This is a genomic window from Pseudomonas sp. D2002, assembly GCF_013385735.1.
Classification (GTDB): Bacteria; Pseudomonadota; Gammaproteobacteria; order Pseudomonadales; family Pseudomonadaceae; genus Aquipseudomonas.
The window spans coordinates 289597-315114 of sequence record NZ_JACAPL010000006.1; the positions used below are offsets into that span (position 1 = coordinate 289597).

Consider the following 25518-nt stretch of genomic DNA (forward strand, 5'->3'; position numbering starts at 1 on the left):
AACGCTAAATCGATTTGGGGTTATGGCGGGCTGATAACTGCGTAGGACGTTTCACAAGTTGCGGCGGCCTGGTCTGGCCGCCGCGTAGGATGGATCAAATACGGAAACGCCCGACCAGCGTCTGCAGGTAGATCCCCAAACGCGCCAGTTCGGCGCTGGAGGCGGCGGTTTCTTCACTGGCCGAGGACGTCTGTTCAGACACATCGCGCACATTCAACACGCTGCGGTTGATCTCTTCGGCCACCGCACTTTGCTGCTCGGCGGCGGTGGCGATCTGCGAATTCATTGCCTGGATGGTCGAGACGGTGCGCGTGATATTGCCCAGCGCGCTGCCGGCACGGCGGGTCAGCTCGACACTGCTGTCGGTGAGGCCACGGCTGTTGTCCATGATGGTCGCCACCTGCTGGGTGCCGCTTTGCAGGCCGACGATCAGCTCTTCGATCTCTTCGGTGGACTTCTGCGTGCGCTGGGCCAGGCTGCGCACCTCGTCGGCCACCACCGCAAAGCCACGCCCGGCTTCACCGGCACGCGCAGCCTCAATCGCGGCGTTAAGGGCCAGCAGGTTGGTTTGCTGGGCCACCGACTTGATCACGTCGAGCACGCTGCCGATCTTGTCGCTTTCGCGCTTGAGATGGCCCATGGCTTCGGTTGAGTTGCCGACTTCGGTGGCCAGGCGCTCGATCTGGGCGATCGCTTCACTGACCACCTTGTCGCCTTCGCGGGCCTGCTGGTCAGCGGCCACGGCGGCTTCGGAGGCTTCTTCGGCATTACGCGCCACTTCCTGCACGGTGGCGGCCATTTCATTCATGGCGGTGGCCACCTGGTCGGTCTCGACCTTCTGGCTATTGACCCCGGCGCTGGTCTGCTCGGTCACGGCCGACAGTTGTTCGGCAGCGCTGGCGATCTGCGTGACGCCATCGCTGATCCCGCCGATCAGTTCGCGCAGGCCGACGGTCATGCTTTGCATGGCGCGCTGCAATTGGCCCAACTCGTCCTGGCGTGCGGAGTTGAGGTTGTGGCTCAGGTCGCCGGAAGCCACGCGCTCAGCAACGTTGAGGGTCTGGTTCAACGGGATGACGATCTGCCGGGTGATGGCCCAGGCGGCGACCATACCGAAGATCAGCGCCAGCACGGTGGCCAGCAACAAAAGCTGCTTGGCTTGCGCCGCATCGGCATCGCGCACGGCGGTCTGCGAGGTGGTGAGTTTTTCGCTGTGGCCGAGCAGGATGTCGCCTTGCTCGGTCATGATTTTCAGGGCCGCAGCGCTGGCAACCTGGGAGTCGCGGTACTGGCTGACGGCGGCGCGGTAGGCTTGCAGCGACACGCCGGCTTCTTGCAGGTTGGCCTGGTACTGCTCAGGCAGTTGGCCTTGGAGTTCGGTGATTTTCTTCAGGGCATTGTCGATGGCATCCAGCGCAGGTTGCTCGGCTTCGGTCTTGCCGCTGTAGGTGTAGCCGCGCACCTGGAAGCGCGATTGCTGGATCAGCTTGCTCAGGTCGACCACGCTGTTGAACTGGGTGACGCTGTCACCTTGCAGCAGGGCTTTTTCGACATCGTTGGTTTTGGCGACGGCGTTGTCGGCGGTGTCGCCGAGCTTACTGCGTGCGCCTTCACGCTTGAGGCCGGCCTGGACCATGGCGGCAAAGGCCTTCTTGTATTGGCCTAAAGCCTCGAGCTGTTGCTCGACCAGGGCGTTGTCGTCGGGTTGCTCGATCAGGGTCTCGGCGGTTTTCAGGCCACTGTCCAGTTTGGTGAGCAGGCCGTTGACCGCATCCGTGCCTTGTTCGCCGCGCCGCATTTCGAAGTCCAGGCGCGCCAGGCGCAGGTCTTTGGTCAGGCCATTGAGGCTGGAGATAAAGCCCAGCTTGTCACCGCGACTGATCACATCGCCCAAGCCGGTCCAACCGGTGAACGTGATCAACAGCGTCAGGATCAACACCAAGCCAAAGCCAATGCTCAGCTTGCGGTTGACGCTCACATTCCCCAGTTTTTCGGCTAACCAACGATACATGCTGCGAACTCCCTTTGAACAAGGCTTGGACTTATTCAGAGGCTATCGGCCGCGTAGGAAGTTTCTGTAGCGACACGGATTCACTGTGGAGCGGGCTTGTGTGGGTTCTGTGTTGTGGGTTGGTGTGTTGTGGGATTAGAAAAGGCGGGCGAGCAGGGCGGTCACGGCGGTTTCTACCCGCAGGATGCGTGCGCCGAGCTGTACGGGTTGCAAGCCGGCCTTGGTCAGCAGGTCTACTTCGTAGGGAATCCAGCCACCTTCCGGGCCGATGGCCAGGGTTACAGGCTCATCCAGCCCGCGCGGGCAGGCCGGGTAATCGCCAGGGTGGCCGATCAGGCCGAGGGTGCCTGCGGTCATGGCTGGCAGGCGATCTTCAACGAACGGCTTAAAACGTTTTTCGATGATGATCTCGGGCAGCACCGTATCGCGGGCCTGTTCGAGGCCGAGGATAAGCTGCTCGCGGATCGCCTCAGGCTCCAGAAACGGGGTTTGCCAGAAGCTCTTTTCCACCCGATAGCTGTTGACCAAAACCACCTTCGGCACGCCCATCGACGCCACGGTTTGCAGCACTCGGCGCAGCATCTTCGGGCGCGGCAGGGCCAGCAGCAATGTCAGCGGCAGTTTGGCTGGCGGCGGCAGGTCGAAGCTGACTTGCAGCTCGGCTTCGCTGGCCTCCAGGCGCAGCACTTGTGCATTGCCCATCAGCCCGCCAATGCGGCCAACGCGCAGGTTGTCGCCCACCGTTGCGCGGTGGACTTCCTGCATGTGCACCAGGCGCCGATCACGCAGGATCACGCGGTCGGCCGCGATAAAGTCGGCCTCTTCAAGCAGCAGCAGGTTCACGGCTGGGTCGCTGGCGGCTGGTCGTCGTCGACGGGTTGGTCATCCGGGTGATCGCCACGCTTGCTGATCAGGCTGCCGAACAGAATGCCGATCTCGAACAACATCCACATCGGCACGGCCAACAGGGTCTGCGAGAAAATGTCCGGCGGTGTCAGGATCATGCCGACCACAAAGCAGCCGATGATCACGTACGGACGTACTTTCTTCAGGTATTTGACGTCGACCACGCCGATCCACACCAGCAGCACCACGGCCACCGGGATTTCGAAGGCCACGCCAAAGGCGAAGAACAGCGTCATCACGAAGTCGAGGTAACTGGTGATGTCGGTCATCATCTCCACACCGGCCGGGGTGGCGGCGGCGAAGAACTTGAAGATCAGCGGGAACACCAGGAAATAGGCGAAGGCCATGCCGGTGTAGAACAGCAGGATGCTCGACACCAGCAACGGCACGGCGATGCGCTTTTCATGCTTGTACAGGCCGGGCGCGATAAAGCCCCAGATCTGATGCAGGATCACCGGGATCGCCAGGAACAGCGAAACCATCATGGTCAGCTTCAGTGGCGTCAGGAACGGCGACGACACGTCGGTGGCGATCATCGTCGCGCCCGCCGGCAAGTACTGGCGCAGTGGCGTAGAGACGAAGGTGTAGATCTGCTGGGTGAAAGCGAAGAGCCCGGCAAAGATGATGAAGATGGCCGCTACGCAACGCAGCAGGCGGGCACGCAGCTCGGTGAGGTGCGAGACCAGCGGCATGTGCTGGTCGTTTTCCGGTTTATCAGCGCTCATGGGGCTCGCGGCGGCAATGTAGGGTCATGGGGAGCGGGCGACGCAACGGGCGTCGGCGCTGGCGCGGTCGGGGCGGGCTCTGCCGGGGTGTGAGCAGGCGGGGCCGGAGTGTGTTCCACCACGGGAGGCGCTGGAGCCACGGCAGGCGGTGCGATGCTGTGCTCGGCCACGGGCTCGGCCGGTTTGCTCGGCTCATTCACCGGCGACAGAATCTTGCGCGCTTCCTGCTCCAACGACAGGATATGTTCGTTGTGCAGTTGCCGACGGATCTCGTCAGCGCCGATTTCCCGTTCAACTTCCTGTTTGATGGCGTTGAAACTGCGTTTCAGGCGCCCGATCCATAGGCCGGCCGTGCGTGCGGCACCGGGCAGGCGTTCCGGCCCCAATACCAGCAGGGCCACGAGGCCGACGAGGAGCAGTTCAGAGAAGCTGATACCAAACATTAGTCAGTGCTCACGAGTCTTTGCGGGTCGGCTCTTCGACTTTTTCAGCCTGCACGTCGAAGGTCCGACGCTCAGTGATCGGCTGGGTCGCCTGGGGGTGCACAGGCTGGGCCGGAGGCACTGGGTTCACGACGGGGTTGACCACCGGGTCGGCCGGCTTTTCGTCATCGTTCATGGCTTTACGAAAGCCCTTGATCGACTCGCCGACGTCAGTGCCCAGGTTCTTGAGTTTCTTGGTGCCGAACACCAGTACCACCACTACCAGAATGACGATCCAGTGTTTCCAGTCAAAAATGCCCATGCTGCAATTCCTCTGTAAAAGTTATTCAGGCGGACGGGCGCGAGGCCTTTTCGGCGTGCCCGGACAAGCCGAAGCGACGGTCCAGTTCATCCAGCACGGCCTGTGGATGCTGCCCCAGTTGGGCGAGCATGACCAGGCTGTGGAACCATAGGTCAGCGGTTTCGTAGATCACATCGCTGCAGTCGCCGCTGATCTGGGCGTCTTTGGCGGCAATGATGGTCTCGACGGACTCTTCGCCGAGTTTTTCCAGAATCTTGTTCAAACCCTTGTGGTACAGGCTGGCGACGTAGGAGCTGTCGGCGTCCGCGCCTTTGCGGTCTTCCAGTACCTGGGCCACGCGGTTGAGGGTATCGCTCATGTTCAGTGTCCTGCCGAGTAAATGGCGTGCGGGTCTTTGAGCACCGGTTCGACCACCTTCCATTCGCCGTTCTCGAACACGCGATAGAAGCAGCTGTGGCGACCGGTGTGGCAAGCGATGTCGCCGATCTGCTCGACCATCAGGATCACCACGTCGGCGTCGCAGTCGATGCGCATCTCGTGCAGGGTTTGCACGTGCCCGGACTCTTCGCCCTTGCGCCACAGTTTGCCACGCGAACGTGACCAGTAAATGGCGCGCTGCTCAGTGGCAGTCAGGCTCAGGGCCTCGCGGTTCATCCAGGCCATCATCAGCACGCGCCCGGTTTTGTAGTCCTGGGCAATGGCCGGCACCAGGCCGTCACTGTCCCACTTGATCTCGTCCAGCCAGTCTTTCATGTTCCGCTCCGGCAATTTGCGACAGTGTATAACCGGATCGGCTATCGACGCACGATCAGATAAACACCCACGGCGACCATGATGCCGGCCGGCCAGTGGCCCAGTTGGTTCAGCGGCCCGCCGATGGCGAGCATCACGCCGCCAACCAGGTGTGCGGCGCCCAGCAGGCGCAGGAACCAGTCGTCCTTGCGCTTCTGCCACGGCGGCGCGGGGTCTTTGGCGTGGGGCTGGGACATGCGCTCCAGCAGGTCGCGGGTCATGCTGGCCAGGTGCGGCAGCTGCTCCACTTGGCTTTGCAGGTTGCCCAGCAAGGTTTTCGGGCTGACGCGCTCACGCATCCAGCGCTCCAGGAACGGCTGCGCGGTGTTCCACAGGTCGAGGTCCGGGTACAACTGACGGCCGAGGCCTTCGATGTTCAGCAGGGTTTTTTGCAGCAGGACCAACTGCGGCTGCACTTCCATATTGAAGCGCCGCGCGGTCTGGAACAGGCGCATCAGCACCTGGCCGAATGAAATATCTTTTAACGGTTTTTCAAAGATCGGCTCGCACACGGTGCGGATCGCCGCTTCGAATTCGTTGAGCTTGGTTTCCGCCGGCACCCAGCCCGAATCGATGTGCAACTGCGCCACGCGGCGGTAATCGCGCTTGAAGAAGGCGAACAAGTTGCGCGCCAGGTAATCCTGGTCTTCCGGGGTCAGGCTGCCGACGATGCCGCAGTCGATTGCGATGTATTGCGGGCTCCACGGGTTGACGGTGCTGACGAAGATGTTGCCCGGGTGCATGTCGGCGTGGAAGAAGCTGTCGCGGAACACCTGGGTGAAGAAGATCTCCACGCCGCGTTCGGCGAGCATCTTCATGTCGGTGCGCTGGTCGGCCAGGGTGGCGAGGTCGGTGACCTGCACGCCGTAGATGCGCTCCATCACCAGCACTTTCGGGCGGCACCAGTCCCAATAGATTTGCGGCACGTACAACAGCTGCGAGCCTTCGAAGTTGCGCTTGAGCTGGCTGGCGTTGGCGGCTTCGCGCAGCAGGTCGAGTTCGTCGTAGATGGTTTTTTCGTAGTCGGCGACCACGTCCACCGGGTGCAGCAGGCGCGCGTCGGCAGAGAAACGCTCGGCGGCGCGGGCGAGGATGAACAGCCACGCCAGGTCCTGGCCGATGATCGGCTTGAGGCCGGGGCGAATCACCTTCACCACCACTTCTTCGCCGGTCTTGAGCTGCGCCGCATGCACTTGCGCAACCGAAGCCGAGGCCAGCGGGTCGACGTCGAAACGGCGGAACACTTCACTGATCTTCTTGCCCAGCTGCTCTTCGATCAGCTTCATCGACTGCTGGGAGTCAAACGGCGGCACGCGGTCCTGCAGCAGCATCAGCTCATCGGCGATGTCTTCGGGCAACAGGTCGCGGCGGGTGGAGAGGATCTGCCCGAACTTGATAAAGATCGGCCCCAGGTCCTGCAGCGCCAGGCGCAGGCGCGCGCCCCGGCTCAGCTCCAGCTGTTTGCGCGGGAACCAGCGCCACGGCAGCACGTAGCGCACCGCCAGCAGGAACCACGGCAAGGGCAGGGCGAACAGCAGGTCATCGAGGCGGTAGCGAATTACGACGCGCTGGATACGAAACAAACGGCGGACGGCGAGCAGCTTCATGCGTTATCGCTTGGATCAAGGGAACGGCTCAGGCGCTCGAAGCGTGCCTCGAGGCGTTCCAGGTCGATTTTGGCCTTGTCGAGTTCACGAAAGCGCGCTTGCGCTTCGCGTTCTCCGACCAGGGTGCGCGATTCTTCGCTCAGGTATTCGGCGAGGTTCTGGCTGAGGCTGGCAAACCCCTGCTGATACCAGCGCGAGCGGCTGCGCAGGTGCCCGCTGATCAACTGGGTGGCCACGGGGCCGATCCAGCGTGACAGCTCGTATTCCCAGTCCAGTTCCAGGTCTTGCAGCACGGCGGCCAGGTCCATCAGCACCGCGCTGTCGCCTTCCAGGTTCACTTCGGGGCCGTGGAGGATCGCGGTTTTGTTGCGGCTCAGTGCCAGGTGCAACAGGCTCGACGCCGGCGCGCGCAGGGTGCAGTCGGCCTCGGCGACCCACTGGCTTGCGAGCAGCAGGCCTTCATCGCTGGGCAGGATAAACAGCTGCAAGGCGGGGCTGGTGCAATCGACGGCAATGACCTTGCCGTTCAAGTGCGCGAGCCGCGCCAGGGCGGTGCTGTCCAGGCGCAGTACACGGTTGAGGCCGTGTTCGACGCTGGCGAGAAGGCCCTGGAACAGCATCAGGGCTTGATGCCGCGGTGCAGGGCGACGATACCCGAGGTCATGTTGTGGTAGGTCACGCGGTCGAAACCGGCTTCTACCATCATCGACTTCAGGGTTTCCTGGTCGGGGTGCATGCGGATCGATTCGGCCAGGTAGCGGTAGCTCTCGGCGTCATTGGTGATCAGCTTGCCCATCAACGGCATGAAGGCGAACGAGTAAGTGTCGTAGACCTTGGACATCAGCGCGTTGGTCGGCTTGGAGAACTCCAGCACCAGCAGGCGGCCACCCGGCTTGAGCACACGCAGCATCGAGCGGATCGCGTCTTCTTTATGGGTGACGTTGCGCAGGCCGAAGGCGATGGTCACGCAGTCGAAATGGTTGTCCGGGAACGGCAGCTTTTCCGCGTCGGCCTGGACGAATTCGATATTGCCGGCCACGCCTTTATCCAGCAGGCGGTCACGGCCGACCTTGAGCATCGAGCCGTTGATGTCGGCCAGCACGACCTGGCCGGTAGGGCCGACGAGCTTGGAGAATTTGGCCGCAAGGTCGCCCGTGCCGCCGGCGATGTCCAGCACGCGGTTGCCGGTGCGTACGCCCGACAGCTCGATAGTGAAGCGCTTCCACAGGCGGTGCATGCCGCCTGACAGCACGTCGTTCATCAGGTCGTACTTGGCGGCTACGGAGTGGAACACCTCAGCGACTTTTTCCGCTTTCTGGCTTTCCGGAACGTTCTTGAAGCCGAAGTGAGTGGTGGGTTCGGCATCGCTGCCTTTGCGCTGATCAGTCATATCGCTGTCACCAAAAGAGAATGCGGGACATGATAATCCCCAAGGCCTACTTTGTCTTGGCAAGGCTGAAGGTAAGATAGGCGGTCACCGAGACCTTTTGCCGCATGGCAGGTGTTCTGAGTCGTTAAAAAGAGGAGTCATTGCAATGGCCCGTATTACCGTTGAGCGTGCACATTCCCTGGGTAAAGAAGCTGCGCGGGCGAAGGCCGAGAAGTTGGCGAACAAACTCAAGGAGCAATATGGCCTGGAGCCTTCGTGGTCCGGCGATACCCTCAACCTCAAGCGTTCGGGGGTTAAAGGCACTGTGTTAGTCGCCGATGATTCGCTGCGTATTGATGTGGAACTCGGCCTGTTGATGTCGGCCATGAGTGGCACGATCAAGTCCGAAATCGAAAAAGCCCTGGATAAGGCACTGGCCTGATCCGAATGCGCTTAGGGTGCCGATTCTAATTTTTCACCCTACTTTGTGCCCAAGCCCTCAACTCCTGTGGGCCGTTCCTCGACCCTAATCTGCGTGAGGTGCACCATGGCCAAAGTTATTTTCAAGAAAAAAATCGACGTTCAGTCTACCGCCCTGAGTGACGTTAAAAGCTATGCCCGCAAGATCTGGCTGGCGGGTCTTGGTGCCTATGCCAAGGTCGGCAGCGAGGGCGGCGAGTACTTCAAAGAGCTGGTTAAGACCGGTCAACATGTTGAAAGTAAAGGCAAAAAAGTTGTGGTTGAACAACTTGATGCCGCCAACAGTCAGATTGACCAAGTAAAGAGTAATGTCTCAAGCGTCAAAGGTTTGGTTGAAGTTCAACTGGATAAAGTTGAAAAAGCTTTTGACACGCGTGTTGCAAGTGCCTTGAATCGGATCGGCATTGCGTCTAAACATGACGTTGAGACACTCTCTGCTAAGCTCGAAGAGCTGACGGCATTGCTAGAACGTGTCGCGCGTAAACACTAAGGAGACATCGGGATGGCTGTTAAAAAGACTACTCAGAAAGAAGGCAGCTCGTGGATCGGGGAAGTTGAAAAATATTCCCGTAAGATCTGGCTTGCTGGTTTAGGCGTGTACTCGAAGGTTAGCAGTGACGGCGGTAAGTACTTCGAGACTTTGGTCAAAGACGGCGAGAAGGCCGAGAAGTTGACCAAAACCACAGTGGGTAAAAAAGTCGAAGCGGCAAAGGCCAGCGCAGGTTCCGCCAAGTCGACCATTTCGGATACCTGGGGCAAGTTGGAAGAAACTTTCGACAAGCGTCTTAACAGTGCCATTTCGCGACTGGGTGTGCCCAGCAAAGCGGAACTGAAGACGCTGCACAGCAAGGTCGATACCCTGACCAAGCAAATCGAAAAACTCACTGGCGCTAAAGTGGCACCGGCTAAAACCGCAGCGGCCAAGCCTGCTGCCAAGCCTGCCGCTAAAACGGCTGCCGCCAAACCTCCTGCAAAATCTGCGGCCAAGCCACTTGTTAAAGCTGCCGCCAAGCCGGCTGCCAAACCTGCGGCCAAAGCAGCGGCTAAACCGGCTGCCAAGCCTGCCGCTAAAACCGCTGCAGCCAAACCCGCCGCCAAGCCTGCTGCTAAACCCGTGGCCGCTAAAGCTGCTGCCAAACCAGCGGCTAAACCAGTAGCCAAGACAGCGGCGAAACCTGCGGCTAAAACTGCCGCCGCTAAACCTGCTGCCAAGCCGGCCGCTGCGAAACCTGCAGCCAAGCCCGCCGCGGCTAAACCTGCTGCAAAACCTGTGGCTGCAAAGCCAGCGGCAAAACCAGCCGCCGCCAAGAAGCCTGCTGTAGCGAAAAAACCAGCAGCGCCAAAGCCTGCTGTTGCGGCCAAGCCTGCAACCCCGGCGCCTACCGCGTCGACAGCCAACTCGGTGTCCGCACCGACGCCCGCTGCTACCCCGACTGCATCGCCGGCAACCCCGACGCCAACCAGTCAGTCCTGATTTTTTCAGGGCACAAAAAACGCCCGGCCTGTGAAGGTCGGGCGTTTTTTATTGGCTCGATCTCAAGAACACCCTAAAGCTAAATGTGGGAGCGGGCTTGCTCGCGAATACGGTGTGTCAGTATCAGATGTGCTGACTGATACATCGCATTCGCGAGCAAGCCCGCTCCCACATTTTCAATCCAGATCATCCAGATATTTCAGGGCAAACTTCTCGGTCGCCTGCCGTGCCGGCAACAGCAAGTGCGGCGCCACCAGCATCATGATCTGGTACACCACCACGCGCACCTCGCCCTCCCGGTCCAGAATCCGCTGGTAATCCAGGGAAAACAGCAAAGTCATGGTGATCTGTTCCACCAATTGTCCCAGCGCCTGGGTATCACTGACCAGTTGCCCCGCCGCCTTCAACCGCGCCAGCAATGAAGCCAGCGTGCGCTTGAGCGCCGTCAGCAAGTTGCGAATACCCTTGGCCAGCTTCGGCAAACGCCCGGCCAGGTTCGACAAGTCCTGAAACAGAAACCGGTAATGGGCCATGCGCTCGACGATCAAGTGCAGGAACAGCCAGTAATCTTCAGCTCTCAGCTGCGCATCCGCAGGCGGATCGAGCAGCGGCGCCAGTTCATTTTGAAAGCGCTCGAACAACCCGAGCACCAGCGGTTCCTTGCCATGAAAGTGGTAGTAGAGGTTGCCGGGGCTGATCCCCATTTCATTGGCGACCTCCATGGTCGACACGTTCGGTTCGCCTTTGTGGTTGAACAACTGCAGGGCACATTCAAGGATACGGTCGCGGGTCTTCATCCAGTCTTCTTAATGTGATCGTTGACTCAGCGCACGCGCACGTAAGTGCCCGGCGCCGCTTCCATCGGTGGGTAATTCTGGTTGCCCAGGGCGGTCAGGGTTTCGCGCTGCACGCCGGAGCGTTGTTGAATCCACGCCAGCCACTGCGGCCACCAGCTGCCTTCGACGTGGTTGGCGTCGTAGTACCAGGCGCGCGGGTCGCTGCTCAGCTTGGGGTTTTCGACGTAATTGGCCTTGGGGTTGCCCGGCGGGTTGAGGATGCTCTGCACATGCCCGCTGTTGGACAACACGAAGCGCCGCTCGCCGCCGAGCAATTGCGTGGAGCGATACACCGCGTCCCACGGCGTGATGTGGTCGTTGATCCCGGCCACGCTGAAGCTGTCCACGGTGACCTTCTGCAAGTCGATCGGTGTGCCGCACACTTCCAGGCCGCCCGGATGGCTCAATGGGTTGTGCTTGAAAAAATCCAGCAAATCGCCGTGCAGCGCGGCGGGCAAGCGCGTGTTGTCGTTGTTCCAGTACAGGATGTCGAACGCCGGCGGTTCCTTGCCGAGCAGGTAGTTGTTGATCCAGTAGTTCCAGATCAGGTCGTTGGGGCGCATCCAGGCAAACACCTTGGCCATGTCGCGCCCATCCAGCACACCTTGCTGGTAGGAGCGGCGTTTGGCAGCCTCCAGGGTTTGCTCGTCGGCAAACAGCGTGGCGGGGCTGTCGAGCTGGCTGTCCAGCAGGCTCACCAGGTAACTGGCGCTGGAGACGCGCCGCAGCTGGCGCTTGGCTTGCAGATGGCCTTGCAGCGCGGCGATGGTCAGCCCACCGGCGCAGGCGCCCATCAGGTTGACCTCGCGGGCGCCGGTGATCGCCCGGCACACGTTGAGCGCTTCTTCCAACGCGGCGACATAGGTGGACAGGCCCCATTCACGGTGGCGCACATCCGGGTTGCGCCAGCTGACCATAAACGTCTGCAGGCCATTTTTGAGCGCGTACTGCACAAAGCTGTTGGCCGGGCTCAGGTCGAAAATGTAGTACTTGTTGATTTGCGGCGGCACGATCAGCAGCGGCTTGGCGTACTGTTTTTCGCTCATGGGCTTGTACTGGATCAGCTCCAGCAACTCGTTGCGAAACACCACCGAGCCGGGTGTGGTCGCTACGGTCTTGCCCACTTCGAACGCGTGTTTGCTGACCTGGCGGGGCAGGCCGTTGTTGTGCAGCAAGTCGTCAAACAGGTTGCTCACACCGCGCACCACGCTGTTGCCGCCGGAGTTGAGCAGCTCCTTGACGGCCAGCGGGTTGAGCAAAGTGTTGGAGGGCGACACGGCATCATTGAGCAGCGAGAACGCAAAATGGGCACGGGCGCGGTCATCGGCGTTCAGGGTGCTGTCGTCGACCCAGTGGCGGGTCTGTTTCTGCCAGCTCAAATAGGCCTGCAAGCTGCGCCGGTACAGCGGGTTGAGCTTCCAGGTGGGGTCGACGAAGCGCGCGTCGTTGGGGTTGGGCTCATGCACGGTTTCGCCCAGCAGCACGCGGCCGAGCTGACCGCCCAGCGCCAGGGCATGACGCGCGGTGTGCACCGGGTTGCGCAAGCCGTGGGCGGCGACGCTGCGCAGGGTCGCCAGCAAGTCCCGACCGCGCAGGCCGGTGATCGCATTTTGCGCATTGATGAACACGGCAGGTGTGGGCGCCGGGTTCGTCACGGGTCTTTCTCGCATGAGCCAACACTCCTTCGTCAAGGCAACAACGGGCACGCCAATTCAGAACCATAGTCGGTTCTCGGCAAGTTGCGCGGCGGTGCAGTCCTTACACGGCCGGTCGCGGGTGAATCACGGCCCGCAGGCGCTCCTCTTCGAGAAACTTCATGATGATCGGTGCCACGGCTTCGGCCCGGGTAATCAGGAACAGGTGGCCGTCATCGATGATGTGCAACTGCGCGTTGGGAATGCGCCAGGCCAGCAAGCGCATGTTGATCAACGGGATCAGCGGGTCGTCGTCGCCGGCCAGCACCAGGGTCGGCTGGCGGATCTTGTGCAGCCAGTGGATGCTGGTCCAGCCCAAGCCTGCAAACAGCTGCCAGTAGTAACCCAGCTTGCCGGCCGAGCGCACTTTGCTCGCATGCTCGGCGGCCAGCTTTGCATCGCGACGAAACGAGCCGCCATAAATCATCGGCGCGATGCGCACCACATGGGACGGCTGGATATAGCGCCGCGGGCTGGCCATCAGCCACAGTACTTTGGGCTTGCCCGGCACCATGAATGCACCGGCGGCGGTGGCGGCCAGGATCAGCTTCTTGCAGCGCTCCGGGTAGTCATAGGCAAACTGTTGCGCCAGCGCGCCGCCCCAGGACACGCCCACGGCATTCACTTGGCCATAGTCCAGGTAATCGAGCATGCGCGCGGTGAGTTTGGCCAGGCCGGGGAATCGATAAGGCCGGTTCGGCGTCGACGAACCGCCCACGCCCGGCACATCGAAGGCGATCACTTCCAGGTCCGGGTCCAGCGCCTGGACGAACGGAAACACCAACTCAAGGTTGGCACCGATGCCGTTGAAGATCAGCAGCGGCGTCAAGTGATGCTTGCCCGGGCGTACCGCCGTGCGGATGGTCTGGCCATCCAGGTCGATGGTACGGAAGATGAACGGTTGCGGCATGCTCAAGCCCTGTGAAGTAGTGCAGCCGGAGTGAGATCAGTGTGGGAGCGGGCTTGCTCGCGAAAGCGGTGTATCAGTATCAGAGGTGTTGACTGACACGCCGCATTCGCGAGCAAGCCCGCTCCCACATTTGATCTCATTTCAATCAAAATAACGGGTGTTCTTATCGTTCATGCACATAAGTACCCGGCGCCGCCTCAGCCGCGGCATAGGTTTTGTTACCCAAACTCGTAGGAGCCTTCTTCAATTTCCCCGCCCGCTCTGCCTGCCATGCCTGCCAATGCAACCACCACGAGTCAGTGTGCTTGGTTGCATTCTCTTGCCACTCCAGCGGCTTGCCTGCCAGGCCATCGCTGGTCTGGTAGCGGGCCTTGGGGTTGCCTGGCGGGTTGAGGATGCTCTGGATATGCCCGCTGCTGGACAACACAAATTCGACTTTGCCGCCAAACAGCTGCGCCGACTTGTAGCAAGACTGCCACGGCGTGATGTGGTCGTTGGTGCCGGCCAGGGAATAGATATCGGCGGTGACCTGCTTGAGGTCGATTGGCGTGCCGCACACTTCCAGGGCGTTGGCGCGTACCAGCGGGTTGTTCTTGAACAGCTCGATCAAATCGCCATGAAACGCTGCCGGCAGACGCGTGGTGTCGTTGTTCCAGAACAGAATGTCGAACACCGGCGGCTCGTTGCCCAGCAGGTAGTTGTTCACCCAGTAGTTCCAGATCAGGTCGTTGGGGCGCATCCAGGCAAACACCTTGGCCATGTCGCGGCCTTCCAGCACGCCGGCCTGGTAGGAATGGCGCTTGGCCGCTTCCAGGGTCTGTTCGTCGACGAACAGCGCCACCTGCGTGTCGAGGGTGGTGTCGAGCACGCTCACCAACAGGGTCAGGGCGTTGACCTTCTTCTCGCCCAGCGCCGCATAGTGGCCGAGCAATGCAGTACAGGTGATGCCACCGGAGCAGGCGCCGAGCATGTTGATGTCTTTGCTGCCGGTAATTGCCGTGACCACATCGACCGCTTCCTTGAGCGCTTCGATATAGGTCGACAGGCCCCACTCGCGCTGGGCCTTGGTCGGGTTGCGCCAGCTGACAATAAACGTCTGCTGGCCATTACGCAGGCAGAAGCGCGCCAGGCTCTTCTCCGGGCTCAGGTCGAATACATAGAATTTGTTGATCTGCGGCGGCACCACCAGCAGTGGGCGCTCGTGCACCTGCTCGGTGATCGGTTTGTACTGGATCAGCTCCAGCACGTCGTTGCGAAAAACCACGGCGCCTTCGGTGGTGCCCAGGGTCTTGCCCACTTCAAAGGCGCCCATGTTGACCTGGCTCGGCATGCCGCCGTTGTGCACCATGTCCTTGGCCAAGTGGGACAAGCCGTCGAGCAGGCTTTTACCGCCGGTTTCAAAGAAACGTTTGACCGCCGCCGGGTTGGCCGCGCTGTTGGTCGGGGCCATGGCTTCGGTCATCAGGTTGATCACGAAGTGGCCGCGGCTGATGTCCTGTTCCGACAGGTTGCTGTCGCCGATCCAGTCGTGCAGTTCCTTGCGCCACGCCAGATAGGTTTGCAGGTAGCGCTTGTAGAGCGGGTTCTGGCTCCACGCCGGGTCGCTGAAGCGACGGTCATCGCCTTCGGGCGCCAACACTGATTTGCCGAACATCACATTCTTCAGCTCGACGCCAAAATGGGCGACGTGTTTGACGCTGTGCAACGGTTGCTTGATGGCTTGGGTCAGCACCATCTTCGCTGAGGCCAATAAATCCTTTTTGCGTAACGCGATGATCGGGTTCAGCCCCAAGGTGTTTTCCGAGGCCTGGCGTTTCAAGTCATCGTTATTCTTGTTACTCATCTACGACGCTCCATTGTCCGAAAGACGAGTACCGGCGATTGCTGCGCACCCAATTTCGATACACGACACCAGCCTGGTACTGCAACTCGGGTGACCGTTGATACCGCATCGTCAAATGCAGGGAACTTGCCAGTTCCATTGGTTACCCGAGTTTAATTTTTTTCGCAAGCGGGCCAATCGTTGACCACGCGACAGGGCATTCAAGCAGATGAAATTAGAAAATGCCCTCTAAAGAGCAAGACGCCTGAGTTAGAGCATCAGCCGCACGACCGACTCACTCGGATCGCGGGTTTTGCCGGCCGCTTTGAGTTCTGCAAGATAGTCGGCCCACAGGTCTTCCTGGCGTACGGCCAACTGGTAAAGGTAGTCCCAGGTGAACAGTCCGCTGTCATGGCCGTCGTCGAAGGTCAGTTTCAGTGCGTACTGACCGGCCGGTTCTATCTTGATCAGCCGGACGTTGAGCTTGCCGAATTGCAGGATGGGTTTGCCGTGGCCCTGCACCTCGGCGGAAGGCGAGTGAGTGCGCAACAGTTCGGCGGGGAGCTGGTAGACCTCATCGGGCCCGTAGGTGAGGCCAAGGGTGTTGGAGGTTTTGTGCAGGTTTACAGCAGTAGGAAATTTCGACATTGGAGATGATCCTGTAGGAACCGGCTTCAAATGTGGGAGCGGGCTTGCTCGCGAATGCGGTGTGTCAGTATCAGAACTGCTGACTGAAACACCGCATTCGCGAGCAAGCCCGCTCCCACAGTAAAGCAAAGCGGCTCTGCGTTAAGGCTTACAGGATATAACGAGACAGGTCTTCGTTCTGCGCCAATTCGCCCAGGTGGCTATTAACGTAGTCAGCGTCGATCTTGATCGCTTCGCCATTCTGCGCACCGGCCATGTCGCCAGCGCTGAAGGACACTTCCTCCAGCAGGCGCTCAAGCAGGGTGTGCAGACGACGCGCACCAATGTTCTCGGTCTTCTCGTTGACCTGCCAGGCAATCTCCGCCAGGCGCTTGATACCGTCCGGCAGGAACTCGATGCCCAGGCCTTCGGTTTTCAGCAGCTCACGGTACTGCTCGGTGAGCGAAGCATGCGGCTCGCTGAGGATGCGCTCGAAGTCGCCTGGGGTCAGCGCCTTGAGTTCCACGCGAATCGGCAGACGGCCTTGCAGCTCCGGCACCAGGTCGCTTGGCTTGCTCAGGTGAAACGCACCCGAGGCGATAAACAGGATGTGGTCAGTCTTGACCATGCCCAGCTTGGTGTTCACGGTGCAGCCTTCGATCAGCGGCAGCAGGTCGCGCTGTACGCCTTCGCGGGACACGTCGACGCCGCCGGAGTTGCCGCGCTTGGCGACCTTGTCGATCTCGTCGATAAACACGATGCCATGCTGCTCGACCGCTTCCAGGGCCTTGGCCTTGAGTTCTTCCTCATTCACCAGGCGCCCGGCTTCTTCGTCACGCACCAGTTTCAGCGCCTCCTTCACCTTGAGCTTGCGGCTTTTCTTCTTGCCCTTGCCCATGTTGGCGAACAGGTTCTGCAGCTGGCTGGTCATTTCTTCCATGCCAGGCGGTGCGGAAATATCGACGCCGGAGACTTCGGCCACTTCGATCTCGATTTCCTTGTCATCCAGCTGGCCTTCACGCAGGCGCTTGCGGAACAGCTGACGGGTGTTGGAATCGGACGACGGCGCGGCATCTTCGTTGAAACCCATGCGCGCCGGTGGCAGCAGGGCGTCAAGGATGCGTTCTTCGGCAGCGTCTTCGGCGCGGTGGCTGACCTTGGTCATTTCCTGTTCGCGCAGCAGTTTCAAGGCAGCGTCGGCCAGGTCACGGATGATCGACTCGACGTCGCGGCCCACATAACCCACTTCGGTGAACTTGGTGGCTTCGACCTTGATGAACGGGGCATTGGCCAGTTTGGCCAGGCGCCGCGCGATTTCGGTTTTACCGACGCCGGTCGGGCCGATCATCAGGATGTTCTTTGGCGTTACTTCAACGCGCAACTCTTCGGGCAATTGCATCCGGCGCCAGCGGTTACGCAGCGCAATGGCAACGGCGCGCTTGGCATCGTCCTGGCCGATGATATGGCGATTAAGTTCATGGACGATTTCGCGGGGAGTCATGGACATAGTGTTTGGCGGCCTCAAGCGGAATAAGCCTACGGCTTACTCGGCGAGGTCCTGCTCCTCAATGGTGAAGTTGTGGTTGGTGAACACGCAGATATCGCCCGCAATGCCCAGGGCAGTCTCGACGATTTCACGGGCCGACAGGTCGGTTTTCTTCAGCAGTGCGCTGGCTGCCGCTTGGGCGTAGCCACCGCCGGAACCCATGGCGATCAGGCCATGTTCAGGCTCAACCACATCGCCGTTACCGGTGATGATCAAGGACGCGTCTTTGTTGGCGACGGCCAGCATGGCTTCCAGGCGGCTGAGGGAGCGGTCGGTGCGCCATTCTTTGGCGAGCTCAACCGCGGCACGTACGAGGTGGCCCTGGTGTTTTTCCAGCTGGCCTTCGAAACGCTCGAAAAGGGTGAAGGCGTCGGCGGTAGCGCCGGCAAAGCCCGCGAGAACCTGGCCGTGGTACAAGCGACGCACTTTCTTGGCGTTGCCTTTCATCACGGTGTTGCCAAGTGAAACCTGGCCGTCGCCGCCCATGACGACTTTGCCGTGGCGACGTACTGAAACGATGGTGGTCAAGGGGAGAGTCTCCACGCAGCGGGGCGAAAATGCCCTGTTGGAATCTCATATGGGGGTGGCGGGGGGGATTTCAACCGTAGGAAGGGTGTGCGGACGAGTGGTGTTTATTGGTCTTATACATTTTCCAGAGGCCCATAAAACCAATGTGGGAGCTGGCTTGCCTGCGATGACGGTGTGTCAGTCACTGAAAATATTGACTGTTACACCGCCATCGCAGGCAAGCCAGCTCCCACATTTTGAGCGGCGTTAAGCTTGAATCAACGGCTCTGGCGTTGTTGTAACAACAGGTTACTAAACCCGGCACCGGCCAATTGTTTCTGCGCCACGGTCAGCTGTTCACGGTTGCTGAACGGCCCCACCAGCACGCGATACCAGGTCGCGTCCTTCACCGTGCCGGACTCCACCGTCACGGCCTGGCCCAACAGAATAATCTGCGCACGCACCCGATCCGCATCCGCCTGTTTCGGGAACGAGCCCGCTTGCAGGAAGAACTTGGTCACTGGCGCAGCCTTGGTGGTCGCCACTGGCGGCGGCGGTGGCGGGGTGATCCCGGCCAATGCGGCCTGGGCGCGGGCCGTGTCGATCTTCGCCGCTTCCGCAGGAGTGACCGGCGTGGTCGGCACTTGCGGCGTCGGCAGGGTTTTCTCCGGCACGGCGTCGGGCGGCACGATCACTTCCGATTCCGGCAGCAGCGTATAGAAGTCGTATTTCGGCTTCACCGGTGCGGTCGGGCTTGGCGCCGTCTTGTTGGCTTCGGCCATTTTCGTGGCCTTCTGCTGCTCTTGCTTGACGCGTTTGACGTCATCGCCCTTGCCTGGCTCCAGCTTCATCAGGATCACGACAAACGCACCGACCGCCAGGCCAATGGCCATCCACAACCAGCCCGGGATCGGCTTCTTCGCCGGGGCTTGATAGCGGCTGGCGCCGCGCTTGGGTGCAGGTTTTTTCTTGGCAGCCAACTTACATACGCTCCAGGGTTTCCAGGCCTAACAATTCCAGGCCTTGCTTGAGGGTCCGTCCAGCCAGTGCGGCGAGGCGCAGGCGACTTTGCTTCTGGGCTTCGTCGTCGGCGGTGAGGATCGGGCAGTTCTCGTAGAAGCTCGAGAACAGGCCGGCGACTTCGTACAAATAGGTGCAGAGGATATGCGGTGTGCCCTTTTCGCCGACGCTGTTCAGCACTTCGCCGAATTGCGCCAGTTTGGCCGCCAGTTCCTGTTCGTGCGGTGCGTCCAGCACGATATGGCCGTCAACTTCGCTGAAGTCCTTGCCCAGTTTGCGGAACACGCCAGCCACACGGGTGTAGGCATACAGCAGGTACGGCGCGGTGTTGCCTTCGAAGTTGAGCATCAGTTCGAAGTTGAAGCTGTAGTCGCTGGTGCGGTGCTTGGACAGGTCGGCGTATTTCACCGCGCCAATGCCTACCACGCGGGCGATGTTGCGCAGGTCGGCCTCGGCCAGTTCCGGGTTCTTTTCCTTCACCAGGTTGTAGGCGCGTTCCTGGGCTTCGGTCAGCAGGTCGATCAGCTTCACGGTGCCGCCGTCACGGGTCTTGAACGGCCGGCCGTCGGCGCCGTTCATGGTGCCGAAGCCCATGTGTTCCATGTGCATCGGGTGGGTGACGAAGCCTGCGCGGCGTGCCACTTCAAACACCTGCTGGAAGTGCAGGGCCTGGCGCTGGTCGACGAAGTACAGCGCACGGTCGGCTTTCAGCACGCCACTGCGGTAGCGCACGGCCGCCAGGTCGGTGGTGGCGTAGAGGTAGCCGCCATCGGCCTTGACGATGATCACCGGCAGCGGCTCGCCGTCGGCGGTCTTGAATTCTTCGAGGAACACGCACTGCGCGCCATTGCTCTCGACCAGCAGGCCCGCGGCCTTGAGGTCGTTGACCACGTTGATCAGGTCGTCGTTGTAGGCGCTTTCGCCCATCACGTCGGCCATGGTCAGCTTCACGTTGAGCAGCTCGTAGATTTCCTGGCAGTGCGACAGCGAGATCTCGCGGAAACGGCCCCACAGCGCCAGGCATTCCTCGTCACCGGCTTGCAGCTTGACCACCAGGCCACGGGCGCGGTCGGCGAATTCTTCGGATTCGTCGAAGCGCTTTTTGGCGGCACGGTAGAAGTTTTCCAGGTCGGCCAGCTCATTGCTGGTGATCGGGTTTTCCTGCAGGTAAGCCATCAGCATGCCGAACTGGGTGCCCCAGTCGCCCACGTGGTTCTGACGGATCACCGTGTCGCCGAGGAACTCCAGCACCCGCGCCACGCCGTCACCAATGATGGTCGAACGCAGGTGGCCCACGTGCATTTCTTTGGCCAGGTTGGGGGCCGACAGGTCAACCGCCACGCGCTGCAGCGGGCCGGCCTTGCGCACGCCGATCCTGGCGTCGGCCAGGGCGGCGTCCAGGCGCGAAGCCAGGGCCTGGGTGTTCTGGAAGAAGTTGATGAAGCCTGGGCCGGCGATTTCGGCCTTGGTGACGCTCTCGTCGGCAGGCAGGGCGGCGATGATTTTTTCCGCCAGGTCGCGCGGTTTCATGCCCGCAGGCTTGGCCAGCATCATCGCAATGTTGCTGGCGAAGTCGCCATGGGTCTTGTCGCGGGTGTTTTCCACCTGGATCGCCGGCGTCAGGCCTTCAGGCAACACACCTTCGTTGACGAGTTGGGTGATGGCTTGTTGGATCAGCTGGCGAATGGTGTCTTTCATGGTGTTCTCTTTCGACCGCAAGCGGCGGCGCGCGATGCGCAGGTGGAAAAACTGGGCATTATCCGTGGCGAGGGCGGGCTTGCCAACCGTTCAGACGGGTTGGTAGACCTGCGGGCCTCATCGCGGGCAAGCCCGCTCCCACATTTTAATGGGTGAATACTTCTACATGTGGGAGCTGGCTTGCCTGCGATAGCGGTTTTGCTATCAATATAAATCTACCGGGTCCACATCCAGCGACCATCGCACTTGCCGGCCGCTGGGCATTTGCTCCAGGGCAAGCAACCAGCTACTTAATAGCCGATGCAGCGGTGCGCGGGACGTTGCCTGCAAGAGTAGCTGAGCGCGATAACGCCCGGCGCGGCGCTCCATGGGCGCAGGCACCGGGCCGAGCAATTCGATGCCGGTCAGACCCAGTTCGCCGAGCAAACGTTCGGCGGCGCTGCAGGCTTCATCCAGAAAACTTTCGGCCTGCCCGGGTTTATGTGCTTCAGCCCGCAGCAGTGCCAGGTGCGAGAACGGCGGCAGGCCGGCGGAGCGGCGTTCGCTCAGCGCCTGTTCGGCAAAGGCGAAGTAGCCTTGTTCTGTCAGCTGAATCAGCAGCGGGTGGTCGGCCAGGTGTGTCTGGATAATCACTTTGCCCGGCTCTTCGGCACGCCCCGCACGGCCTGCGACCTGCACGATCAGTTGCGCCATGCGCTCGCTGGCGCGGAAGTCACCGGAGAACAGACCGCCGTCGGCATCCAGGATCGACACCAGCGTGACCCGTGGAAAGTGGTGCCCTTTGGCAAGCATCTGCGTACCGATCAAGATGCACGGCTGGCCCTTCTGGATGGTGGCGAACAGCTGATTCATTGCGTCTTTGCGCGACGTGCTGTCGCGGTCGACCCGCAGCACCGGGTAATCCGGGAACAGAATCCCCAGGCGTTCTTCGGCGCGCTCGGTGCCCGCGCCGACTGGGCGCAAATCCACTTTGCCGCATTGCGGGCAGTGGCGCGGCGTGCGCTCCACATGGCCGCAGTGGTGGCAGCGCAACTCGCCGTGGCGTTGGTGCACGGTCATGCGCGCATCGCAGCGTTCGCACTCCGACATCCAGCCACAGTCATGGCACAGCAGTGTCGGCGCAAACCCTCGGCGGTTGAGAAACACCAAAACTTGCTGGCCGGCGGCGAGGGTCTGGCCGATGGCTTGCTGCATCGGCCCGGAAATGCCGCTGTCCAGTGGCCGACTTTTCACATCCAGGCGCAGGAAGCGCGGTTGCTTGGCGCCGCCGGCACGCTCGTTCAGGCGCAGTAGGCCATAGCGGCCGGTGTAGGCGTTGTGCAGGCTTTCCAGAGACGGCGTGGCCGAGCCCAGCACAATCGGGATGTCTTCCTGGCGCGCGCGCACCAGCGCCAGGTCGCGGGCGTGGTAGCGCAGGCCTTCTTGCTGTTTATAGGAGCCGTCATGCTCCTCGTCGATGATGATCAGGCCGGGGTTTTTCATCGGTGTGAACAGCGCCGAACGGGTGCCGATAATAATGTCGGCCTCGCCGTCCCGCGCCGCCAGCCAGGATTCCAGGCGCTCACGGTCATTGACCGCCGAGTGCACCAGGGCGATGCGCGCGTTGAAGCGTTGCTCGAAACGCGCCAGGGTTTGCGGGCCGAGGTTGATCTCCGGGATCAGCACCAGCGCCTGTTTGCCGGCTTGCAGGGTTTCGCGGATCAACTGCAAATACACTTCGGTCTTGCCGCTGCCGGTAACGCCAGCCAGCAGGAACGCGTGGAAACTGTCGAAACCAGCGCGAATCGCTTCGTACGCCGCGCGCTGCTCGGGGTTCAGTGGCAGTTCCGGCTGGGCCAGCCAGTGGTCGTGGCGCGGGTCCGGGGCGTGCTTGCGGATCTCCACTTGCACCAGGCCCTTGGCCAGCAGCAGGTCGAGGCTGTCTTTGCTCAGCATCAGCTTGCTTAATAGCTGATGGGCTACGCCGTGCGGGTGTTGGGCCAACGTCGCCAGGGCTTCTCGCTGGCGCGGCGCGCGGGCGATGCGTGGGTCATCGAGGCGCGCGCCGGGCACCATCGACCAGAAGCGTTCCTGGCGTGCTTCGGCCAACTCGCCCTGGCGCAACAACACCGGCAGCGCCCAGCTCAAGGTATCGCCGAGGCTGTGCTGGTAATACTGGGCGGTCCACAGGCACAGCTTGAACAAGGCCGGTGGCAGCGGCGCCGTGGTGTCGAGGATGGCTATGGCGGGCTTGAGCTTTTCTGCGGGGACTTCGCTGTGATCGGCCACTTCGACCAGAATGCCGATCATCTCTCGGCGCCCAAATGGCACGCGCACGCGCATGCCTGGCTGCAACTGCGTCCGCAGCACGCCGGCCGGGGCACGGTAGTCGAACAGGCGGCGCAGGGGCGAGGGCAGGGCTAGGCGCAAAATGGCGTCGGGCACGCGGGGAGTCTCATATAAAGGCAGGCGGTGGCGCAGGGGCGGGAGCCTAGCAGACCTGCGGTGGGAGTGTCCTGTCTGTGGTGCACGAATGGGATGTTCAGAGCGCTGCGATCCCCTGTGGGAGCGGGCTTGCTCGCGAATGCGGTAGATCAGCCGCTATTTTCGGCGACTGACACACTGCTTTCGCGAGCAAGCCCGCTCCCACAAAGGGATGTGATGTGTCGGGTCTTTTCGGATGAAAGGGGCTTATATGTGCCCAATCGGCCGGAACCGCCGCTTGCGCGTTTAAAAAGGTCTGGTAGAATCCGCGGCCTAATTACGTGCGGTATTCGACAATAGTGTCGAGTGGCGGCACGCTAGCCCGAGGAAGTCACCATGAAAGCCGATATCCATCCAGCGTACGAAACCATCGAAGTCACCTGCAGCTGCGGCAACAAGTTCGAAACTCGTTCGAACCTGTGCAAGCCACTGGGTACTGACGTATGCAACGAGTGCCACCCGTTCTACACCGGTAAGCAGAAAACTCTGGACACCGGCGGCCGTGTACAGCGCTTCGCAGATCGCTTTGGTGCTTTCGGCAAGAAGCCTGCTGCTACTCCAGCAGAGTAAGGCTCAAAAGCCCTTTGGGTTTTTGCCAGCTGTTGAAAAAGGCGTCCCTTGTGGGCGCCTTTTTTGTGCCTGCGATTTGGCAGCACATCGATCAAATCGAATTTAAACAAAAAAATGTAGACATTTTTTAAGTCGATTGTGAACAGTTGAGCCCTTGTATCCCGTGGCTCTTGGCCAAAAGTCGTAGCGCAGGGCCCTTGACACCTGTGACTGCCCAGTCTTGTAGGGACTTTGCGACACGCGTATCCTCGGCGGTCCGTCGACCAACAGTAAAAGCGGAATGCCGATATGTCTGATTTGAAAACTGCCGCTCTCGAATATCATGCCCATCCTCGTCCAGGAAAGCTGAGTGTAGAGCTCACCAAAGCCACTGCCACCGCCCGCGACCTGTCGCTGGCCTACAGCCCTGGCGTTGCCGAGCCCGTACGTGAAATCGCCCGCGACCCTGAACTGGCGTACAAGTACACCGGCAAAGGCAACCTGGTTGCAGTGATTTCCGATGGCACCGCGATTCTCGGCCTGGGCAACCTCGGCCCATTGGCTTCCAAGCCAGTCATGGAAGGTAAGGGCGTGCTGTTCAAGCGCTTTGCCGGCATCGACGTTTTCGACATCGAAGTCGATTCCGAAAGCCCGCAGGCTTTCATCGACACCGTTAAGCGCATTTCCATCACCTTCGGTGGCATAAACCTGGAAGACATCAAGGCACCTGAGTGCTTCGAGATCGAAAAGGCCCTGATCGAACAGTGCGACATTCCGGTATTCCACGATGACCAGCACGGCACCGCAATCGTTACCGCGGCCGGCATGATCAACGCTCTGGAAATCGCCGGCAAAACCCTGGCTGACGCGCAAATCGTCTGCCTGGGCGCCGGCGCTGCGGCCATCTCCTGCATGAAGTTGCTGGTGAGCATGGGCGCCAAGCTGGAAAACATCTTCATGGTCGACAGCAAGGGCGTTGTTCAGTCCGAGCGTACCGACCTGAACCAGTACAAGGCGATGTTTGCCCACGCGACCGACAAGCGCACCCTGGCTGACGCCCTCGACGGTGCAGACGTGTTCGTTGGCCTGTCCGGCCCGAACCTGCTGAGCGCCGAAGGCCTGAAATCCATGGCGGCCAACCCGATCGTGTTCGCCTGCTCCAACCCGGACCCGGAAATCTCCCCGGAGCTGGCGCACGCTACCCGTAGCGACGTGATCATGGCCACCGGCCGTTCGGACTACCCGAACCAGGTCAACAACGTACTGGGCTTCCCGTTCATCTTCCGTGGTGCCCTGGACGTTCGCGCCAAGCGCATCAACGAAGAGATGAAAGTCGCTGCCGCCAACGCCCTGCGTGAACTGGCCAAGCTGCCTGTTCCTCAGGAAGTGTGCGACGCCTACGGTGGTATCAAGTTGGAATTCGGTCGTGAGTACATCATCCCGAAACCAATGGATAAGCGCCTGATCACCCTGATCTCCGATGCCGTGGCCAAAGCCGCCATCGAGACCGGTGTGGCCACCCTGCCGTATCCGAAGCACTACCCGCTGCAAAGCGTGGATGATGTGTTCAACGGCTAAGCCGTTGTAGCGCACCAACAAAAAGCCCCGGCTCTCGCGAGTCGGGGCTTTTTTGTGGCTGGTGATTCGCTTGGGCCTGGTGAAGATCCAAGTGTGGGAGCGGGCTTGCTCGCGAATGCGGTGTATCAGCCAACACATCTGATACTGATATACCGCTTTC

The 25518-nt window shown here is 60.9% G+C and carries 25 protein-coding genes and 1 pseudogene; 5 read left to right on the top strand and 21 right to left on the bottom strand.

The features are described 5' to 3' along the window. Positions 1 to 94: 94 nt before the first annotated feature. The 11 genes and pseudogenes from HX783_RS30290 to ubiE form a co-directional block, all read right to left on the bottom strand. Complete coding sequence (locus HX783_RS30290; protein ID WP_371317685.1) at positions 95 to 967, bottom strand: methyl-accepting chemotaxis protein; 873 nt, start codon at positions 965 to 967, stop codon at positions 95 to 97. Then, positions 953 to 2011 (bottom strand): annotated as a pseudogene (locus tag HX783_RS30295) (methyl-accepting chemotaxis protein); the annotation flags it as partial. The pseudogene HX783_RS30295 and the gene HX783_RS30290, both read right to left, overlap by 15 nt. Before the next feature lie 135 nt (positions 2012 to 2146). Then, positions 2147 to 2854: a 16S rRNA (uracil(1498)-N(3))-methyltransferase gene (locus HX783_RS14290; RefSeq protein WP_177017283.1), complete on the bottom strand. Its 708-nt coding sequence runs from the start codon at positions 2852 to 2854 to the stop codon at positions 2147 to 2149. Further along, positions 2851 to 3642: a twin-arginine translocase subunit TatC gene (tatC, locus tag HX783_RS14295; protein WP_177017284.1), complete on the bottom strand. Its 792-nt coding sequence runs from the start codon at positions 3640 to 3642 to the stop codon at positions 2851 to 2853. Before tatC ends, HX783_RS14290 begins: the two co-directional genes overlap by 4 nt. Beyond that, on the bottom strand, positions 3639 to 4085 hold the full coding sequence (tatB, locus tag HX783_RS14300) for a Sec-independent protein translocase protein TatB (protein ID WP_177017285.1): 447 nt from the start codon (positions 4083 to 4085) through the stop codon (positions 3639 to 3641). The genes tatC and tatB overlap by 4 nt, the downstream gene beginning before the upstream one ends. A 10-nt stretch (positions 4086 to 4095) precedes the next feature. Beyond that, positions 4096 to 4386 carry a twin-arginine translocase TatA/TatE family subunit gene (locus HX783_RS14305; protein WP_177017286.1) on the bottom strand — a complete coding sequence of 97 codons (291 nt, stop codon included), beginning with the start codon at positions 4384 to 4386 and terminating at the stop codon, positions 4096 to 4098. Positions 4387 to 4411: 25 nt separating this feature from the next. Continuing rightward, positions 4412 to 4744 carry a phosphoribosyl-ATP diphosphatase gene (locus HX783_RS14310; protein WP_003209299.1) on the bottom strand — a complete coding sequence of 111 codons (333 nt, stop codon included), beginning with the start codon at positions 4742 to 4744 and terminating at the stop codon, positions 4412 to 4414. A 2-nt stretch (positions 4745 to 4746) separates the two neighbouring features. Beyond that, positions 4747 to 5139, bottom strand: coding sequence for a phosphoribosyl-AMP cyclohydrolase (gene hisI, locus HX783_RS14315; protein ID WP_058423690.1), 393 nt, complete (start codon positions 5137 to 5139; stop codon positions 4747 to 4749). A gap of 41 nt (positions 5140 to 5180) precedes the next feature. Then, on the bottom strand, positions 5181 to 6785 hold the full coding sequence (gene ubiB / locus HX783_RS14320) for a ubiquinone biosynthesis regulatory protein kinase UbiB (RefSeq protein ID WP_159953768.1): 1605 nt from the start codon (positions 6783 to 6785) through the stop codon (positions 5181 to 5183). Then, the gene (locus tag HX783_RS14325; protein WP_177017287.1) at positions 6782 to 7405 is read right to left on the bottom strand and encodes an SCP2 domain-containing protein; all 624 of its coding nucleotides are present in this window, start codon (positions 7403 to 7405) and stop codon (positions 6782 to 6784) included. Before HX783_RS14325 ends, ubiB begins: the two co-directional genes overlap by 4 nt. Further along, the gene (ubiE, locus tag HX783_RS14330) at positions 7405 to 8175 is read right to left on the bottom strand and encodes a bifunctional demethylmenaquinone methyltransferase/2-methoxy-6-polyprenyl-1,4-benzoquinol methylase UbiE (protein ID WP_003171186.1); all 771 of its coding nucleotides are present in this window, start codon (positions 8173 to 8175) and stop codon (positions 7405 to 7407) included. The genes HX783_RS14325 and ubiE overlap by 1 nt, the downstream gene beginning before the upstream one ends. Positions 8176 to 8320: 145 nt before the next feature. Between ubiE and HX783_RS14335 the strand changes: the two genes are divergently transcribed. The 3 genes from HX783_RS14335 (at position 8321) to HX783_RS14345 (ending at position 10108) form a co-directional block, all read left to right on the top strand. Next, positions 8321 to 8596, top strand: a complete 276-nt coding sequence (locus HX783_RS14335; RefSeq protein WP_159953770.1) for a polyhydroxyalkanoic acid system family protein — start codon at positions 8321 to 8323, stop codon at positions 8594 to 8596. A gap of 105 nt (positions 8597 to 8701) precedes the next feature. Then, entirely contained in the window at positions 8702 to 9124 is a 423-nt protein-coding gene (locus HX783_RS14340) for a phasin family protein (RefSeq protein WP_177017288.1), read from the top strand. 12 nt (positions 9125 to 9136) lie between these two features. Then, entirely contained in the window at positions 9137 to 10108 is a 972-nt protein-coding gene (locus tag HX783_RS14345) for a phasin family protein (RefSeq protein WP_177017289.1), read from the top strand. 176 nt (positions 10109 to 10284) lie between these two features. On the opposite strand, the gene HX783_RS14350 is transcribed toward HX783_RS14345, so the two are convergent. From HX783_RS14350 to HX783_RS14395, 10 genes are all read right to left on the bottom strand, one after another. Next, the gene (locus HX783_RS14350) at positions 10285 to 10905 is read right to left on the bottom strand and encodes a TetR/AcrR family transcriptional regulator (RefSeq protein ID WP_177017290.1); all 621 of its coding nucleotides are present in this window, start codon (positions 10903 to 10905) and stop codon (positions 10285 to 10287) included. Between the two features lie 26 nt (positions 10906 to 10931). Then, the gene (gene phaC, locus HX783_RS14355; RefSeq protein ID WP_159953774.1) at positions 10932 to 12614 is read right to left on the bottom strand and encodes a class II poly(R)-hydroxyalkanoic acid synthase; all 1683 of its coding nucleotides are present in this window, start codon (positions 12612 to 12614) and stop codon (positions 10932 to 10934) included. 88 nt (positions 12615 to 12702) lie between these two features. Next, on the bottom strand, positions 12703 to 13548 hold the full coding sequence (phaZ, locus tag HX783_RS14360) for a poly(3-hydroxyalkanoate) depolymerase (RefSeq protein ID WP_177017291.1): 846 nt from the start codon (positions 13546 to 13548) through the stop codon (positions 12703 to 12705). A gap of 163 nt (positions 13549 to 13711) precedes the next feature. Next, positions 13712 to 15391 carry a class II poly(R)-hydroxyalkanoic acid synthase gene (gene phaC / locus HX783_RS14365; protein ID WP_159953776.1) on the bottom strand — a complete coding sequence of 560 codons (1680 nt, stop codon included), beginning with the start codon at positions 15389 to 15391 and terminating at the stop codon, positions 13712 to 13714. Positions 15392 to 15640: 249 nt separating this feature from the next. Continuing rightward, the gene (locus tag HX783_RS14370; protein WP_177017292.1) at positions 15641 to 16018 is read right to left on the bottom strand and encodes a gamma-butyrobetaine hydroxylase-like domain-containing protein; all 378 of its coding nucleotides are present in this window, start codon (positions 16016 to 16018) and stop codon (positions 15641 to 15643) included. A gap of 148 nt (positions 16019 to 16166) precedes the next feature. Then, positions 16167 to 17504: an ATP-dependent protease ATPase subunit HslU gene (hslU, locus tag HX783_RS14375; RefSeq protein ID WP_008439258.1), complete on the bottom strand. Its 1338-nt coding sequence runs from the start codon at positions 17502 to 17504 to the stop codon at positions 16167 to 16169. A 36-nt stretch (positions 17505 to 17540) separates the two neighbouring features. Then, positions 17541 to 18071, bottom strand: coding sequence for an ATP-dependent protease subunit HslV (gene hslV / locus HX783_RS14380; protein WP_010563201.1), 531 nt, complete (start codon positions 18069 to 18071; stop codon positions 17541 to 17543). A 257-nt stretch (positions 18072 to 18328) separates the two neighbouring features. Then, a complete protein-coding gene (locus HX783_RS14385; RefSeq protein WP_053253947.1) occupies positions 18329 to 19030 on the bottom strand; it encodes an SPOR domain-containing protein in 702 nt (233 codons plus the stop codon). A 1-nt stretch (position 19031) separates the two neighbouring features. Further along, positions 19032 to 20768, bottom strand: a complete 1737-nt coding sequence (gene argS, locus HX783_RS14390) for an arginine--tRNA ligase (protein WP_177017293.1) — start codon at positions 20766 to 20768, stop codon at positions 19032 to 19034. Positions 20769 to 20972: 204 nt separating this feature from the next. Beyond that, on the bottom strand, positions 20973 to 23192 hold the full coding sequence (locus tag HX783_RS14395) for a primosomal protein N' (RefSeq protein ID WP_177017294.1): 2220 nt from the start codon (positions 23190 to 23192) through the stop codon (positions 20973 to 20975). 375 nt (positions 23193 to 23567) lie between these two features. Here HX783_RS14395 and rpmE point away from each other — a divergent pair, with 375 nt between their 5' ends. Next, positions 23568 to 23801 carry a 50S ribosomal protein L31 gene (gene rpmE, locus HX783_RS14400; RefSeq protein ID WP_005784030.1) on the top strand — a complete coding sequence of 78 codons (234 nt, stop codon included), beginning with the start codon at positions 23568 to 23570 and terminating at the stop codon, positions 23799 to 23801. Positions 23802 to 24089: 288 nt separating this feature from the next. Next, positions 24090 to 25358 (top strand): malic enzyme-like NAD(P)-binding protein, encoded by a 1269-nt coding sequence (locus HX783_RS14405; protein ID WP_016979185.1) that lies wholly within the window; start codon positions 24090 to 24092, stop codon positions 25356 to 25358. The last annotated feature ends 160 nt before the right edge of the window (positions 25359 to 25518 follow it).

What these genes read in the sequence shown, in the direction of transcription:
- HX783_RS30290 (WP_371317685.1), bottom strand. Translation starts at nt 967, where the DNA reads ATGCAAAGCATGACCGTCGGCCTGCGCGAACTGATCGGCGGGATCAGC.
- tatC (WP_177017284.1), bottom strand. Translation starts at nt 3,642, where the DNA reads ATGAGCGCTGATAAACCGGAAAACGACCAGCACATGCCGCTGGTCTCG.
- tatB (WP_177017285.1), bottom strand. Translation starts at nt 4,085, where the DNA reads ATGTTTGGTATCAGCTTCTCTGAACTGCTCCTCGTCGGCCTCGTGGCC.
- HX783_RS14305 (WP_177017286.1), bottom strand. Translation starts at nt 4,386, where the DNA reads ATGGGCATTTTTGACTGGAAACACTGGATCGTCATTCTGGTAGTGGTG.
- HX783_RS14310 (WP_003209299.1), bottom strand. Translation starts at nt 4,744, where the DNA reads ATGAGCGATACCCTCAACCGCGTGGCCCAGGTACTGGAAGACCGCAAA.
- hisI (WP_058423690.1), bottom strand. Translation starts at nt 5,139, where the DNA reads ATGAAAGACTGGCTGGACGAGATCAAGTGGGACAGTGACGGCCTGGTG.
- ubiB (WP_159953768.1), bottom strand. Translation starts at nt 6,785, where the DNA reads ATGAAGCTGCTCGCCGTCCGCCGTTTGTTTCGTATCCAGCGCGTCGTA.
- HX783_RS14325 (WP_177017287.1), bottom strand. Translation starts at nt 7,405, where the DNA reads ATGCTGTTCCAGGGCCTTCTCGCCAGCGTCGAACACGGCCTCAACCGT.
- ubiE (WP_003171186.1), bottom strand. Translation starts at nt 8,175, where the DNA reads ATGACTGATCAGCGCAAAGGCAGCGATGCCGAACCCACCACTCACTTC.
- HX783_RS14335 (WP_159953770.1), top strand. Translation starts at nt 8,321, where the DNA reads ATGGCCCGTATTACCGTTGAGCGTGCACATTCCCTGGGTAAAGAAGCT.
- HX783_RS14340 (WP_177017288.1), top strand. Translation starts at nt 8,702, where the DNA reads ATGGCCAAAGTTATTTTCAAGAAAAAAATCGACGTTCAGTCTACCGCC.
- HX783_RS14345 (WP_177017289.1), top strand. Translation starts at nt 9,137, where the DNA reads ATGGCTGTTAAAAAGACTACTCAGAAAGAAGGCAGCTCGTGGATCGGG.
- HX783_RS14350 (WP_177017290.1), bottom strand. Translation starts at nt 10,905, where the DNA reads ATGAAGACCCGCGACCGTATCCTTGAATGTGCCCTGCAGTTGTTCAAC.
- phaC (WP_159953774.1), bottom strand. Translation starts at nt 12,614, where the DNA reads ATGCGAGAAAGACCCGTGACGAACCCGGCGCCCACACCTGCCGTGTTC.
- phaZ (WP_177017291.1), bottom strand. Translation starts at nt 13,548, where the DNA reads ATGCCGCAACCGTTCATCTTCCGTACCATCGACCTGGATGGCCAGACC.
- phaC (WP_159953776.1), bottom strand. Translation starts at nt 15,391, where the DNA reads ATGAGTAACAAGAATAACGATGACTTGAAACGCCAGGCCTCGGAAAAC.
- HX783_RS14370 (WP_177017292.1), bottom strand. Translation starts at nt 16,018, where the DNA reads ATGTCGAAATTTCCTACTGCTGTAAACCTGCACAAAACCTCCAACACC.
- hslU (WP_008439258.1), bottom strand. Translation starts at nt 17,504, where the DNA reads ATGTCCATGACTCCCCGCGAAATCGTCCATGAACTTAATCGCCATATC.
- argS (WP_177017293.1), bottom strand. Translation starts at nt 20,768, where the DNA reads ATGAAAGACACCATTCGCCAGCTGATCCAACAAGCCATCACCCAACTC.
- rpmE (WP_005784030.1), top strand. Translation starts at nt 23,568, where the DNA reads ATGAAAGCCGATATCCATCCAGCGTACGAAACCATCGAAGTCACCTGC.
- HX783_RS14405 (WP_016979185.1), top strand. Translation starts at nt 24,090, where the DNA reads ATGTCTGATTTGAAAACTGCCGCTCTCGAATATCATGCCCATCCTCGT.